The 13,558-nt window shown below is 68.4% G+C and carries 12 protein-coding genes; 10 read left to right on the forward strand and 2 right to left on the reverse strand.

Annotation, left to right across the window (positions count from 1 at the left end):
• Positions 1-13: 13 nt before the first annotated feature.
• The gene (locus EV650_RS38935) at positions 14-535 is read right to left on the reverse strand and encodes a CHAP domain-containing protein (protein ID WP_134124252.1); all 522 of its coding nucleotides are present in this window, start codon (positions 533-535) and stop codon (positions 14-16) included.
• 124 nt (positions 536-659) lie between these two features.
• On the opposite strand from EV650_RS38935, the gene ilvD reads away from it, so the two are divergent.
• The 7 genes from ilvD (at position 660) to serA (ending at position 10,289) form a co-directional block, all read left to right on the forward strand.
• Positions 660-2,327 carry a dihydroxy-acid dehydratase gene (gene ilvD / locus EV650_RS38940; protein ID WP_134124253.1) on the forward strand — a complete coding sequence of 556 codons (1,668 nt, stop codon included), beginning with the start codon at positions 660-662 and terminating at the stop codon, positions 2,325-2,327.
• A gap of 25 nt (positions 2,328-2,352) precedes the next feature.
• On the forward strand, positions 2,353-3,528 hold the full coding sequence (locus EV650_RS38945; protein WP_134124254.1) for a hypothetical protein: 1,176 nt from the start codon (positions 2,353-2,355) through the stop codon (positions 3,526-3,528).
• Between the two features lie 258 nt (positions 3,529-3,786).
• On the forward strand, positions 3,787-5,538 hold the full coding sequence (locus tag EV650_RS38950; RefSeq protein ID WP_238174761.1) for an acetolactate synthase large subunit: 1,752 nt from the start codon (positions 3,787-3,789) through the stop codon (positions 5,536-5,538).
• Positions 5,538-6,206 carry an acetolactate synthase small subunit gene (gene ilvN, locus EV650_RS38955; protein ID WP_134124256.1) on the forward strand — a complete coding sequence of 223 codons (669 nt, stop codon included), beginning with the start codon at positions 5,538-5,540 and terminating at the stop codon, positions 6,204-6,206. The genes EV650_RS38950 and ilvN overlap by 1 nt, the downstream gene beginning before the upstream one ends.
• A 27-nt stretch (positions 6,207-6,233) precedes the next feature.
• Positions 6,234-7,253, forward strand: a complete 1,020-nt coding sequence (ilvC, locus tag EV650_RS38960; RefSeq protein WP_134124501.1) for a ketol-acid reductoisomerase — start codon at positions 6,234-6,236, stop codon at positions 7,251-7,253.
• Positions 7,254-7,369: 116 nt separating this feature from the next.
• On the forward strand, positions 7,370-8,572 hold the full coding sequence (locus EV650_RS38965) for a S1 family peptidase (RefSeq protein ID WP_134124257.1): 1,203 nt from the start codon (positions 7,370-7,372) through the stop codon (positions 8,570-8,572).
• 118 nt (positions 8,573-8,690) lie between these two features.
• Positions 8,691-10,289, forward strand: a complete 1,599-nt coding sequence (serA, locus tag EV650_RS38970; protein ID WP_134124258.1) for a phosphoglycerate dehydrogenase — start codon at positions 8,691-8,693, stop codon at positions 10,287-10,289.
• A gap of 114 nt (positions 10,290-10,403) precedes the next feature.
• Here serA and EV650_RS38975 read toward each other — a convergent pair whose 3' ends face one another.
• The gene (locus EV650_RS38975; RefSeq protein WP_134124259.1) at positions 10,404-10,970 is read right to left on the reverse strand and encodes an O-methyltransferase; all 567 of its coding nucleotides are present in this window, start codon (positions 10,968-10,970) and stop codon (positions 10,404-10,406) included.
• A 146-nt stretch (positions 10,971-11,116) separates the two neighbouring features.
• On the opposite strand from EV650_RS38975, the gene EV650_RS40595 reads away from it, so the two are divergent.
• From EV650_RS40595 to EV650_RS38985, 3 genes are read left to right on the forward strand one after another with little or no spacing between them, the layout of a single operon-like run.
• Complete coding sequence (locus EV650_RS40595; protein WP_166678429.1) at positions 11,117-11,272, forward strand: hypothetical protein; 156 nt, start codon at positions 11,117-11,119, stop codon at positions 11,270-11,272.
• Entirely contained in the window at positions 11,269-12,318 is a 1,050-nt protein-coding gene (locus tag EV650_RS38980; protein ID WP_134124260.1) for a 3-isopropylmalate dehydrogenase, read from the forward strand. Before EV650_RS40595 ends, EV650_RS38980 begins: the two co-directional genes overlap by 4 nt.
• Positions 12,319-12,366: 48 nt before the next feature.
• Positions 12,367-13,455, forward strand: coding sequence for a branched-chain amino acid aminotransferase (locus tag EV650_RS38985; RefSeq protein WP_134124261.1), 1,089 nt, complete (start codon positions 12,367-12,369; stop codon positions 13,453-13,455).
• The last annotated feature ends 103 nt before the right edge of the window (positions 13,456-13,558 follow it).

A 13,558-nucleotide genomic window follows, 5' to 3' on the forward strand; every position in this document is an offset into this window, starting at 1 on the left:
CGGCGCTCAAGACCTACTGGGCCGAGACCCAGCCGTAGATGTTGCCTGGCCGGCCGGCGTTCTTCGCGTGCTTCGGATCGAACGGCCCGAGCTTCTGCACCTTGTCGTGCGAATTGCCTTCCACAGTGCTGATCTTGCCGTTGCCAGCAGCAACCACTACGCCGGTGTGCAGGCTGGTACCGGTGTTCTGCGGGCCGGTGCCGTAGAGGACGATGTCGCCGGGCTTCATGCCGGTGTTGCCGGAATGAGCCCGGCCTTTGCGCTGACCCCAGGTGTAGATGTCGCCGGTGAAGCCGTAGTTGGGGATGTCGATCCCGGCCTTGCGCCAGGTCCAGGTGGCGAAGTGCGCGCACCAGGACTCGCAGGCGCCGTACGGGTTGCAGTTGCTGCCGGGTGGGGTCTCGCCCTGCCCGATCTCGCCGTTGGCGGCGTTGACGATCTTCGTCCGGGTATCAGCGGCCGCCGCGGTCAGCGACAGCGAGCCCAGTAAGGAAAGGACGACAGCGGACAACAGGAGTCGCAATGTGGGGCGCATCAGCTTGCTCCGTTTCGGATTGGGACAAAATCCCCCCAGGCGGCTAGCGGAATCAGTATGTAATTAACTAACAACACAAAGCAATCACAGCGTCGTTAAATTACGAAGGCATAGAGTGACCCGCATGGTCGATGTGAAGCCGCGGAGCCGGACGGTCACTGACGGGCTGGAGGCGACGGCCAGCCGGGGAATGCTGCGGGCGGTCGGGATGGGGGACGACGACTGGGTGAAGCCGCAGGTCGGCGTGGCCTCGAGCTGGAACGAGATCACCCCGTGCAACCTGTCGCTGGACCGGCTCGCCAAGGCTGTGAAGGAAGGCGTGCACGCGGCCGGCGGGTACCCGCTCGAGTTCGGCACGATCAGCGTCTCCGACGGTATCTCGATGGGTCACGTCGGCATGCACTACTCGCTCGTCAGCCGGGAGATCATCGCCGACTCGGTCGAGACTGTGATGGAGGCCGAGCGGCTCGACGGCTCGGTGCTGCTGGCCGGTTGCGACAAGTCCCTGCCCGGCATGCTGATGGCCGCGGCCCGGCTCGATCTCGCCTCGGTCTTCCTGTACGCCGGTTCGATCATGCCCGGCAAGCTCGGCGACAAGGACGTCACGATCATCGACGCCTTCGAGGCCGTCGGCGCGTGCCTCCGCGGCCTGATCACCCAGGACGAGGTCGACGCGGTCGAGCGCGCGATCTGCCCGGGTGAAGGCGCCTGCGGTGGCATGTACACCGCCAACACCATGGCCGCCGCTGCCGAGGCGCTTGGGATGTCGTTGCCGGGATCGGCCGCCCCGCCGGCGGTCGACCGTCGCCGTGACGGCTATGCGCGCAAGTCCGGCGAGGCCGCGGTTGGCCTGCTGCAGAAGGGGATCACGGCTCGGCAGATCCTCACCAAGGAAGCGTTCGAGAACGCGATCGCCGTCGTGATGGCGCTCGGCGGCTCGACGAACGCCGTACTCCATCTGCTCGCGATCGCACGCGAAGCGGATGTCGACCTGACCCTCGCCGACTTCAATCGGGTCGGGGACCGGGTCCCGCATCTCGGTGACCTGAAGCCGTTCGGCCGGTACGTGATGACCGATGTCGACCACGTCGGCGGTATCCCGGTGGTGATGCGCGCACTGCTCGACGCCGGTCTGCTCCATGGCGACTGCCTGACCGTCACCGGCCGGACGATGGCGGAGAACCTGGCCGACATCGCGCCGCCCGACGTCGACGGCACGATCATCCGCGCCCTCGACAAGCCGATCCACCACACCGGCGGCATCACCATCCTGCACGGCTCGCTCGCCCCGGACGGCGCAGTCGTGAAGAGCGCCGGCTTCGACTCGGACGTCTTCGAAGGAACCGCCCGCGTCTTCGACGGCGAGCGCGCCGCGATGGACGCCGTACCCGACCTCAATCCCGGCGACGTCGTCGTGATCCGGTACGAAGGCCCGAAGGGCGGCCCCGGGATGCGCGAGATGCTCGCGGTCACCGGCGCGATCAAGGGCGCCGGTCTCGGCAAGGACGTGCTGCTGCTGACCGACGGCCGCTTCTCCGGCGGTACGACGGGACTCTGCGTCGGACACGTCGCACCAGAGGCCGTCGACGGCGGACCGATCGCCTTCGTCCAGGACGGCGACCGCATCACCCTCGACGTGAAGAACCGCACCCTCGACCTGCATATCGACGCTGCCGAACTCGAACGCCGCAAACAAGGCTGGACCCCGAAGACTCCCTCGATCACCAAGGGCGTCCTCGGCAAGTACACCCGCCTGGTCCGGTCGGCGTCCGAAGGCGCCGTCTGTATCTGAACCGGCCGACTGCTTAGGTATGCCGATGGACGCCGAGCAGCTGGTCGAGGTTCAACAGGCAGCGAGCACGATCGCCCGGGCTCAGTTCGCCTACCTGGTACGCCGGTACGGCGTCGACGACCGCTTCCGCGACGGCTGGGGCAACCACAACGCGACCCACAACCTCCGGGTCGCCTGGCAGGCGGCGCGTGGTGCGGCCAGGTTGGTCGAGGCAGGGGCGGAGCCGCCCGAGGCGGTGCCCTTCGCCCTGATTGCCGGAATCCACCATGACCACGTCCAGGAGGTCGGCAGTCCGTACGACGGCAGTCCGCACCGGGCGGCCCTGATCGAGGTCGACGAACAGCAGGCGATCCTGCGCCACCAGCTGGAACGCGCCGGCGCACCGCTGCGCCCACTGACCTACGACCTGAGCCCGGACCGCGAGCGACTGAGTGTGGCCGCTGCCCACGATGCGATGCGTGCATATGAACGTGAGCATGGCTACGAGCCGACGGAGTTGTTCACCCAAGCCGGCTACGACACCGTCGACGAGCTGATCATGGACACCCAGGTCGTGGGAGCGACGCCGCAGGACGGTATCGGCACCAGGTCGACGGCCGACCGGCCGCTGGGTGCAGCGATGAGCGACGCCGACAAGTCCGACCTGGCCTTGCAGGGCGGACTGCGTCGTGGTCTCGGGCTGTTGCTCGAACGGAACCGGGCGACCCTCGCCGTCCCGGCGTTCAGCGACGGCATGGATGTCGACCTGCCTCGCGAACTGACCGTGCCGTACCTCGAGTCCCAGTGCGAGATCTTCGCCAACGATCGATTCACCCTCAGCCAGAGCAACGCTCTCTTCCCGCAGCGGGCGTTCACCGTCGAGCGGCTGGAGCAGCTGCGACGCGAGCATGTGGCGGGACGGATGACCTGGACCGAGATGGTGGCTCACACCACCGAGCTGGCACGGACCGAACCGGTCCCGTCACGTGGCGCGGCGTCGACGCTGATCGCCGATCCGCGGGATCTGATCGGTGATCTCGCCCCCGGGTTGCGCGGCCAGGCGCCCGGCGTACGCAGCCCCGAGGCCCTACCGCCGGAGCTGCAGACGGAGCGCGACCGGGCGGGGATCGATCTGCACGGTGCCGTCGTACTGCCGAAGGCCGACGGGGCCCGCGCGACGCCGAGGGCGTCTGTATCTAAAGACAGTCGTCTCGCTAGGTGAGATATGAGCGAGCCGAACTTGACCCGGTCGCGGTCGGTCGGCGAATGTTGCCTACATGCGATCGATTCTCCTCGTACTTGTGCGGCGCGCCGACTGACGCGACCACCGAGTCGAGCGCGCCCCCTTCAGCCCACCCGGCGGAGGGGGTTTTTTGTTGCCAATGCGACTATCTGCGACCCAGATGCGCAGGGACAGCGAACACGAGCGAGGATGGATCGGTCGCGCAAGCCAAACGTGACAGGACTAAGGAAGGCACTCATGAGTGAGCAGCTGACCGGGGCACAGGCTCTGATCCGCGCACTGGAACATGCCGGAGTGGACACCGTCTTCGGCATCCCGGGTGGCGCGATCCTCCCGGCGTACGACCCGATGCTCGACTCGACCCAGATCCGCCACATCCTGGTACGTCACGAGCAGGGCGCCGGTCACGCCGCCCAGGGGTACGCCGCCGCGTCCGGCAAGACCGGTGTGTGTATGGCGACCTCGGGTCCCGGCGCGACGAACCTGGTGACGCCGATCGCCGACGCCTACATGGACTCGGTGCCGATGGTGGCGATCACCGGCCAGGTGGCCGGCGCCGCGATCGGCACGGACGCCTTCCAGGAGGCGGACATCCGCGGCATCACGATGCCGATCACCAAGCACAACTTCCTGGTGACCGACCCGGCCGACATCGCGACCACGATCGCGGAGGCGTTCCACATCGCCTCCACCGGCCGCCCCGGTCCGGTCCTGGTGGACGTGACCAAGGACGCGATGCAGACCACCGGCGTCGACTTCCACTGGCCGACCGAGCTCGCGCTGCCCGGCTACCGGCCGGTGACCCGCCCGCACCCCAAGCAGGTGCGTGAGGCGGCCCGCCTGATCGCCGCGGCCGAGAAGCCGGTGCTCTACGTCGGCGGCGGCGTGATCCGCGCCCAGGCCAGTCCCGAGCTGAAGGAACTGGCCGAGCTCCTCGGTATCCCCGTCGTCACCACGCTGATGGCCCGCGGTGCGCTGCCGGACTCGCACGCGCTGCACTTCGGGATGCCCGGTATGCACGGGTCGGTGTCCGCGGTCGGCGCCCTGCAGCGCTCCGATCTGCTGATCACCCTGGGCGCCCGGTTCGACGACCGGGTGACCGGCAAGCTCGACTCGTTCGCGCCGGACGCGAAGGTCATCCACGCCGACATCGACCCGGCCGAGATCGGCAAGAACCGGGCCGCCGACGTGCCGATCGTGGGCGACTGCAAGGAGGTCATCACCGACCTGATCGCCGCCCTCCGCACCGAGATCGCGAGCACCGGCCGCACCCCGTCGTACGACGCCTGGCGCCATCAGCTCGAATCGGTCCGGGCCAAGTACCCGGTGGCGTACGACGACCCCGAGGACGGCACGCTGTCCCCGCAGTACGTGATCGAGCGAATCGGCCAGATCGCCGGACCGGACGCCATCTACACCGCGGGCGTCGGCCAGCACCAGATGTGGTCCGCGCACTACCTCCCGTTCGAGAAGCCCCGCCACTGGCTGAACTCCGGCGGCCTCGGCACCATGGGGTACGCCGTGCCGGCCGCGATGGGGGCCAAGGTCGCCCGGCCGGACAAGACCGTGTGGGCGATCGACGGCGACGGCTGCTTCCAGATGACCAACCAGGAGCTCGTCACCTGTGCGCTCGAGGGCATCCCGATCAAGGTTGCCGTGATCAACAACCAGTCGCTGGGCATGGTCCGGCAGTGGCAGACGCTGTTCTACGACAAGCGCTACTCCAACACCGACCTGCACTCGGCCCGGATCCCGGACTTCGCCAAGCTGGCCGAGGCGATGGGCGGCGTGGGCCTGCGGTGCTCCGACAAGGACTCGGTCGACGCCACCATCGACAAGGCGATGTCGGTCACCGACCAGCCGGTCGTGGTCGACTTCGTCGTCCACCGCGACGCGATGGTCTGGCCGATGGTCGCGGCCGGCGTCAGCAACGACGAGATCCAGATCGCCCGCGACATGGCCCCCAAGTGGGACGGGGAGGAGCTCTGATGTCCAAGCACACGCTGAGCATCCTGGTCGAGAACAAGCACGGTGTGCTGGCCCGGGTCGCGGCGCTGATCTCGCGGCGCGGGTTCAACATCGATTCCCTCGCGGTCGGTCCGACCGAGCACCCCGAGGTGTCCCGGATGACCATCGCGGTCAGCGTGGACGAGCAGCCTTTGGAGCAGATCACCAAGCAGCTGAACAAGCTGGTGAACGTGATCAAGATCGTCGAACTCGAACCCACCCAGACGGTTCAGCGCGAACTGCTGCTGGTGAAGGTCAAGGCGGACACCCTGACCCGCGGACAGGTGCTGGAGACCGTCCAGCTGTTCCGTGCGAAGGTGGTGGACGTGGCACCGGACGCGATCACGATCGAGGCGACCGGCAATCCCGAGAAACTCGAAGCCATGCTCCGGGTGCTGGAACCCTTCGGCGTCCGCGAGCTGGTGCAGTCCGGCATGGTGGCGATCGGCCGGGGCAGCCGCTCCATCTCCGACCGCACGCTGCGGCCGGTCCCGGTGCCTCCGCCGCACGTCCAGTCCGGACCCCCTAACGTGCAGGCGCGCCCTGTCGATCATGCCCAGCACGCCGGATCCGCGCAGCCCGTGTCTCCGCACCACCCGGTGCCGGCGCCGCCGCCGGGCCGATCCGCCGTCGTACCGAATCAACACTAAGGAGAAGTGCCGCAAGTGGCAGCTGAAATGTTCTATGACGACAACGCCGACCTGTCGGTGATCCAGGGCCGCCACGTGGCCGTCCTCGGCTACGGCTCCCAGGGCCACGCCCACGCGCTCTCGCTGCGCGACTCCGGCGTCGACGTCCGGGTCGGTCTGCCGGAGGGCTCGAAGAGCCGGGCCAAGGCCGAGGCCCAGGGCCTGCGGGTGCTCACCCCGGCCGAGGCGGTCGAGGAGGCCGACGTGATCGTCGTCCTCGCGCCGGACCCGGCCCAGCGTCAGCTCTACAAGGAGGCCATCGAGCCGAACCTGGTCGACGGCGACGCGCTGGTCTTCGGTCACGGCTTCAACATCCGGTTCGGCTACATCAAGCCGCCGGCCGGCGTCGACGTGTTCATGGTTGCCCCGAAGGGCCCGGGACACCTGGTACGCCGTGAGTACTCCGAGGGTCGCGGCGTACCCGTGCTGGTAGCGGTCGAGCAGGACGCCACCGGCAAGGCGTGGGACCTGGCGCTGTCGTACGCCAAGGGCATCGGCGGTCTGCGGGCCGGCGGGATCAAGACCACCTTCACCGAGGAGACCGAGACCGACCTGTTCGGTGAGCAGGCCGTCCTCTGCGGTGGTGTGTCGGCGCTGATCCAGACCGGCTTCGAGGTGCTGACCGAGGCCGGCTACCAGCCCGAGGTCGCGTACTTCGAGTGCCTGCACGAGGTGAAGCTGATCGTCGACCTGATCTACGAAGGCGGCATCGCCAAGCAGCGCTGGTCGGTTTCCGACACCGCGGAGTACGGCGACTACGTGTCCGGCCCGCGGATCATCGACGCGTCGGTCAAGGCCCGGATGAAGGAGGTCCTCGGTGACATCACCGACGGCACCTTCGCGGCTCGCTTCATCGCCGACCAGGACGCCGGCGCACCGGAGTTCGCGGCGTTCCGCAAGAAGAGCCAGGAGCACCCGATCGAGGCCGTGGGCAAGGAACTGCGCGGCCTGATGGCGTGGGTCAAGTCCCACGACGAGGACTACGTCGAGGGCACCGCGGCCCGCTGACGCGAACAAACCCGAAGGGGCCCGGACCATCCAGGTGGATGGATCGGGCCCCTTCGTTTGACACAATGTGTGACGGTTGAGGTCCGGACAGGTGATTTTGGGGGAGGTGACCGGCGGTGGAGGACGGCAGGAATGCGCTGCCGCGGCCGCCTCGGCGGATTCCGGCGGGGGCCGGGACGCTGACCCAGCTGGAGGCTCCGCGCCGTCCCAACGGCGGGACGCCGCCACCCAGGGGGCCGTGGATCTTCGGTCGCATCCTGGCCGGGTTCCTCGTACTGCTCGTGATCGTCGGAGCCGGTGCCGGCGCGGGCTGGTTCGTCCGCGCGCGGAGCCTGAAGATCGACACCGACCAGGTCCTGCAGTCGGTCAAGCCGGCGGTCGTCCGCGTCCTGGCCACGACGTGTGCGGGCAGTGGCGAGGGGACCGGCGTACTGATCGACGGCGGCCGGATCCTGACCGCGACGTCCGTGGTCGAGCAGCCGCTGGGGATTGTGGTGGTCCTTCCGGACGGCCGGATCCGGCGGGCCAACCTGCTCGGTACGAGTACCGACGGTGTCGCCGTACTGCAGCCGATCGGGGAGATCGACGCCACGCCTTTGCAGCTCGCCGCCGCGAACCCCGACCCGAAGTCCGAGCGCGCGCTGGCCGGCTACACCGCGGCCGGCAAGCAGGTCATCAACCCGATCGGTTCGACGGCTGAGCCCACCTCGCTGAGCGCGGTGATGAACGCGGAGAAGATCGGCAGCCCGATCGTCGACAGGTCCGGGCGGCTGGATGGACTGGTCGTCGGCGACACGGTCCAGACCAGCACGATCGTCGGGCTCGACACACTGCGCGGGTACGCCGCGCTGACGCCGATCGGACTCACCGTCGACAACGCCGACAGCTGCACGGTTCAGTCCAAAGGCCCGCAACGCGGAATCGTCCCCGAGCTGCAGGTCGCACGCACGCAGCTGGCGAGCGAGGTCCAGAAGCTGTTCGGCGACTACCTGACTCTCGAGAACAAGCGCGACTTCCCGGCACTGCAGGCGCTCTACTCCAAGCAGCTGGCCAAGAAGTACACCGTGACCAAGGACCAGACCAGCCACCAGACGACGTACTTCTTCGCCCCGAAGATCAGCGAGGTCAGCTCGGACGGCGAGGGTGGTGCGTACGCGCGGATGGCGTTCAACGCCCTCTTCTCGCCGACCGCCTCGGGTGCCGACGGCCGGAACTGCAACCACCTGGACTACCGCTACCACCTGATCCGCGACGGCGGGAAGCTGCTGATCGACACGGCCGTCACGATGTCGCCCTCGGTGGCCTGCGACAGCGAGTGACCGGATCGTGGGTCCCGTCCGCGGGCCGAACGGCGGACGCGGTACCATCGACTGCAGCGGGCACAGCGCGGTGCTCTGAAAATCATGAGCCCCTACCGCTTCTGCAGGAGATTCCTCCATGACTGACGTAACCCGGCCCGTCGTCCTGATCGCCGAAGAGCTCAGCCCGGCCACCGTCGACGCCCTCGGCCCCGACTTCGAGATCCGGCACGTGAACGGCGCCGACCGCGCCGAACTGCTGCCCGCCATCGCCGACGTCGACGCCATCCTGATCCGCAGTGCCACCAAGGTCGACGCCGAGGCGCTGGCCGCGGCGAAGAAGCTCAAGGTCGTCGCCCGGGCCGGTGTCGGCCTGGACAACGTCGACGTGAAGGCCGCCACCCAGGCCGGCGTGATGGTCGTGAACGCACCGACCTCCAACATCGTCAGCGCCGCCGAGCTGGCGGTCGCGCTGCTGCTCGCGTCCGCGCGCCGGGTCCCGGCCGCGAACGAGTCGCTCAAGAAGGGCGAGTGGAAGCGCAGCAAGTACTCCGGCGTCGAGCTGTTCGAGAAGACCGTCGGCATCGTCGGCCTCGGCAAGATCGGTGTCCTGGTCGCGCAGCGGCTGGCCGCCTTCGGCATGAACGTGGTTGCCTACGACCCCTACGTGCAGGCCGGCCGGGCCGCGCAGATGGGCGTCCGGCTCGCCTCGCTCGACGAGCTGCTCAGCGTCAGCGACTTCATCTCCGTGCACCTGCCGAAGACCCCGGAGACGATCGGCCTGATCGGCGACGAGCAGCTGCACAAGGTCAAGCCCGAGGTCATCATCGTGAACGCGGCCCGCGGCGGCATCGTCGACGAGCAGGCGCTGTACTCCGCGCTCAAGGAGGGCCGGGTGGCCGGCGCCGGTCTGGACGTGTTCAAGACCGAGCCGTGCACCGACTCGCCGCTGTTCGAGTTCGAGAACGTCGTCGTCACCCCGCACCTCGGTGCGTCCACCGACGAGGCGCAGGAGAAGGCCGGCATCGCGGTCGCCAAGTCGGTCCGGCTCGCGCTGTCGGGTGAGCTGGTCCCGGACGCCGTCAACGTCCAGGGTGGCGTGATCGCCGAGGACGTCCGGCCGGGGATCGCGCTGACCGAGAAGCTGGGCCGGATCTTCACCGCGCTGGCCGGCGGCGTCGCGCAGCAGCTCGACGTCGAGGTCCGCGGCGAGATCACGCAGTACGACGTGAAGGTGCTCGAGCTGGCCGCGCTCAAGGGTGTGTTCGCGGATGTTGTCGAGGACAACGTCTCGTACGTGAACGCGCCGCTGCTGGCGGCCGAGCGGGGCCTCGAGGTCCGGCTCGTCACCGACCACGACAGCCCGGAACACCGCAACCTGATCACCCTGCGCGGCACGCTCGCCGACGGCGGCCAGGTGTCGGTGTCCGGCACGCTGGTCGGCGTACGGCAGTCGGAGCGGCTGGTCGAGATCGACGGGTACGACGTCGAGGTCGAGCTGGCCGCGCACCTCGCGTTCCTGACCTACGAGGACCGGCCGGGCGCGGTCGGCCAGATCGGCCGCATCCTCGGCGACGCCGACGTCAACATCGCGGGCATGCAGGTCAGCCGCGACCGCAAGGGCGGCAAGGCGCTGGTTGCTCTGTCGGTCGACTCGAAGATCGTCCCGGCGGTTCTCGACGACATCGCCGCCGCGGTCCAGGCCGACACCGCCCGCACGGTGGACCTCGAAGCCTGATTAACACGAACGACTGATTTACTGGAGGCGGTCAGCCGCCCGCAGGCGCATGGCGGCTGACAAGGGTCCGGGCTCCATAGCCCGGGCCCGCTTCATTTAGTCAGCACAGCAGTTTTAGTGCCGAGTGGCCAGCAGTACGGCGGCGTCGGGGGCGACCATCACCTCGACGGTGGTGAAACGCTTGTCCATCAGCCATTCCTGGCGCAGCGTGTCGACCCGGCCCTCATACATCGGCGGCCAGACAGCGGACGGCGTGAAGTCGTCCAGTACGACGAAGCCGCCGGGCTCGACCACGTCCGCGATCACGTCGCGGGCGGACAGCTTCGCCTCGCGGGCATCGACGAAGAGGAGCGCGAACGGACCGCGCTCGATCAGCGCGGTCCAGTCGGCCGAGACGACCTCGATCCGCTCATCGGCCGCGAAGAGTTCGGCGACGACCTGCGCCAGTTGCGGATCGCTCTCCGCTGTGACGATGTTCGTCCCGTCTCCAGCGCCGCTGCGCAACCACGCCGATCCGACGCCGCAGCCGGTCCCGAGCTCACCGAGCAGGCCGGTCTTCGAGGCCGCGAGAGTGGCGAGCAGCCGGCCGGTCTCGTTCCTGGTGGAGCTGACGAATCCACGCCGGCCGGACAGGCTGAGGGCCGCCGATACCAGCGGCGGCAGTTCTGGAGGAGCACTCACCGGTTGAGAGTTGCACAGGTCCGGTCCAGTACCCACACCGCTATCTCACATTCCGGGACAGGCTGCCCGCATAGTGGCGAATTAGTCGGACGTGCGAGTAAATTCGTGCCTGCCCTGCCGCCCACGACATCCTTGGGAGGAGCAGCATGTACGACATGTATCCAGCCAACTGGCCCGCGATCGATGCCCGCGAGCGGAAGGCGACCCGGCGTCGCCGTACCGCGCGCCCGGCGAGCGACGAGGTCAAGGCTGTCCAAGAGGCCATGAACCGCCGTGACAATGGGGGAGAACCCAAGAAGTGACCGAGAAGAAGAACTTCACGCTGGCCGTCGTTCCCGGCGACGGGATCGGACCCGAGGTCACCACCGAGGCCCTGAAGGTCCTCGACGCGGTAGCCGCGCAGCACGGCGTGACGTTCGAGCGGACCGAGTACGACCTCGGCGCGAAGCGCTGGCACGCCACCGGTGAGACGCTGCCGGACGCCGAGCTGGAGGAGATCCGCAAGCACGACGCGATCCTCCTCGGTGCGGTCGGTGACCCGAGTGTCCCGTCCGGCGTGCTCGAGCGCGGTCTGCTGCTGAAGCTCCGGTTCACCCTCGACCACTACGTGAACCTGCGGCCCTCGAAGATCTACCCGTCCGTCGGCTCGCCGCTGGCGGACCCGGGCGACGTCGACTTCGTCGTCGTACGGGAAGGCACCGAGGGTCCGTACGTCGGCAACGGCGGCGCGCTTCGGACCGGTACGCCGGCCGAGATCGCCACCGAGGTCTCGGTCAACACGGCGTACGGCGTCGAGCGGGTCGTCCGGGACGCGTTCGCGCGGGCCCAGGCGCGGCCGCGCAAGAAGCTCACCCTCGTGCACAAGAACAACGTGCTGGTGTACGCCGGTCACCTGTGGAAGCGGACCGTCGACAAGGTCGCCGCCGACTTCCCGGACATCACGGTCGACTACCTGCACGTGGACGCGGCGACGATCTTCCTGGTCACCGACCCGGGCCGGTTCGACGTGATCGTCACCGACAACCTGTTCGGCGACATCATCACCGACCTGGCGGCCGCGATCAGCGGCGGGATCGGGCTGGCCGCGAGCGGCAACATCAACCCGGACCGGACCGCGCCGAGCATGTTCGAGCCGGTGCACGGCTCCGCGCCGGACATCGCCGGCCAGCAGAAGGCCGACCCGACCGCGGCGATCCTGTCCGCGGCACTGCTCTGCGAGCACCTCGGCCTGACCGAGGCGGCCCGCGCGATCGAGGCGGCCGTCGAGGCCGACATCGAGGAGCGCACCGGCGCCGTACGCAGTACCTCCGAGGTCGGCGACGCGATCGCCAAGCGCGCGGCCGGCTGAAAAGGCGGGTGCTCGCATGACCACTTGGCCAAGAGGTACGGTGCGGCTATGAGCGCCGATCTGCAGTTCTCAGTTGAGCCGAACACCCAACCGGCCAGCGACGACCAGCGCGCCCAGATCCTGGCGAACCCAGGTTTCGGGCAGTACTTCTCCGACCACATGGCGATCGCCACCTGGACGGCCGAGAAGGGCTGGCACGACGCGCGGATCACCGCCTTCGGACCGCTGGAGCTGTCTCCCGCGACCGCGGTGTTCCACTACGCCCAGACCATTTTCGAAGGGATGAAGGCCTACCGGCATCCCGACGACTCGATCCACCTGTTCCGCCCGGAGGCGAACGCGACCCGGTTCCAGCGGTCCGCGCACCGCCTCGCGCTGCCGGAGCTGCCGACCGAGATCTTCCTCGACTCCCTGTACAAGCTGGTGGAGCTCGACAAGGCCTGGGTGCCGGGCGGTGGTGAGACCTCGCTGTACCTGCGGCCGTTCATGTTCGGGTCCGACCCGTTCCTCGGCGTCCGCCCGTCCAGTCACGTCACGTACTGCCTGATCGCATCGCCGGCCGGGTCGTACTTCGCCAAGGGCGTGAAGCCGGTCCGGATCTGGCTGAGCGAGGAGTACACCCGCGCGGCCCCCGGCGGCACCGGCGCGGCGAAGACCGGCGGTAACTACGCCTCCTCGCTGCTCGCGCAGGCCGAGGCGATCGAGCAGGGCTGCGACCAGGTCGCCTTCCTCGACGCGGTCGAGAAGAAGTGGGTCGAAGAGCTCGGCGGGATGAACCTGTACTTCGTCCTGGACGACAACACCGTCGTCACGCCGGAGCTGTCCGGCACGATCCTCGAGGGTGTCACCCGGGACTCGATCCTGAAGCTGGTCACCGACCTCGGCTACACCGTCACCGAGCGGAAGATCTCGGTCGACGAATGGCGTGAGGGCGCCGCCTCCGGCAAGGTCAAGGAGGTGTTCGCCTGCGGCACGGCCGCGGTCGTCACCCCAGTCGCCTCGCTGAAGTGGCACGACGGCGAGTCCCAGATCGGCGACGGCAACGGCGGTCCCGTCACCGCAGCCGTCCGCAGCGCCTTGCTGGACGTCCAGTACGGCCGAGTCGCCGACCCCCACGGCTGGATGACCAAGATCTGATCCGCTACGTCCGAAGTACTGCAGTCTCCTGACCGCAGTACTTCGGACGTTGTGATTCACAGCATCTTTTCAGGTCTGCGGGCCGGACTCGTGGTCGCTGGCG

It is taken from the genome of Kribbella kalugense (assembly GCF_004365875.1).
In the GTDB taxonomy this organism is placed as follows: Bacteria; Actinomycetota; Actinomycetes; order Propionibacteriales; family Kribbellaceae; genus Kribbella; species Kribbella kalugense.

What these genes read in the sequence shown, in the direction of transcription:
- EV650_RS38985 (WP_134124261.1), top strand. Translation starts at nt 12,367, where the DNA reads ATGAGCGCCGATCTGCAGTTCTCAGTTGAGCCGAACACCCAACCGGCC.
- ilvN (WP_134124256.1), top strand. Translation starts at nt 5,538, where the DNA reads ATGTCCAAGCACACGCTGAGCATCCTGGTCGAGAACAAGCACGGTGTG.
- EV650_RS40595 (WP_166678429.1), top strand. Translation starts at nt 11,117, where the DNA reads ATGTACGACATGTATCCAGCCAACTGGCCCGCGATCGATGCCCGCGAG.
- serA (WP_134124258.1), top strand. Translation starts at nt 8,691, where the DNA reads ATGACTGACGTAACCCGGCCCGTCGTCCTGATCGCCGAAGAGCTCAGC.
- EV650_RS38950 (WP_238174761.1), top strand. Translation starts at nt 3,787, where the DNA reads ATGAGTGAGCAGCTGACCGGGGCACAGGCTCTGATCCGCGCACTGGAA.
- EV650_RS38945 (WP_134124254.1), top strand. Translation starts at nt 2,353, where the DNA reads ATGGACGCCGAGCAGCTGGTCGAGGTTCAACAGGCAGCGAGCACGATC.
- EV650_RS38935 (WP_134124252.1), bottom strand. Translation starts at nt 535, where the DNA reads ATGCGCCCCACATTGCGACTCCTGTTGTCCGCTGTCGTCCTTTCCTTA.
- ilvC (WP_134124501.1), top strand. Translation starts at nt 6,234, where the DNA reads ATGTTCTATGACGACAACGCCGACCTGTCGGTGATCCAGGGCCGCCAC.
- ilvD (WP_134124253.1), top strand. Translation starts at nt 660, where the DNA reads ATGGTCGATGTGAAGCCGCGGAGCCGGACGGTCACTGACGGGCTGGAG.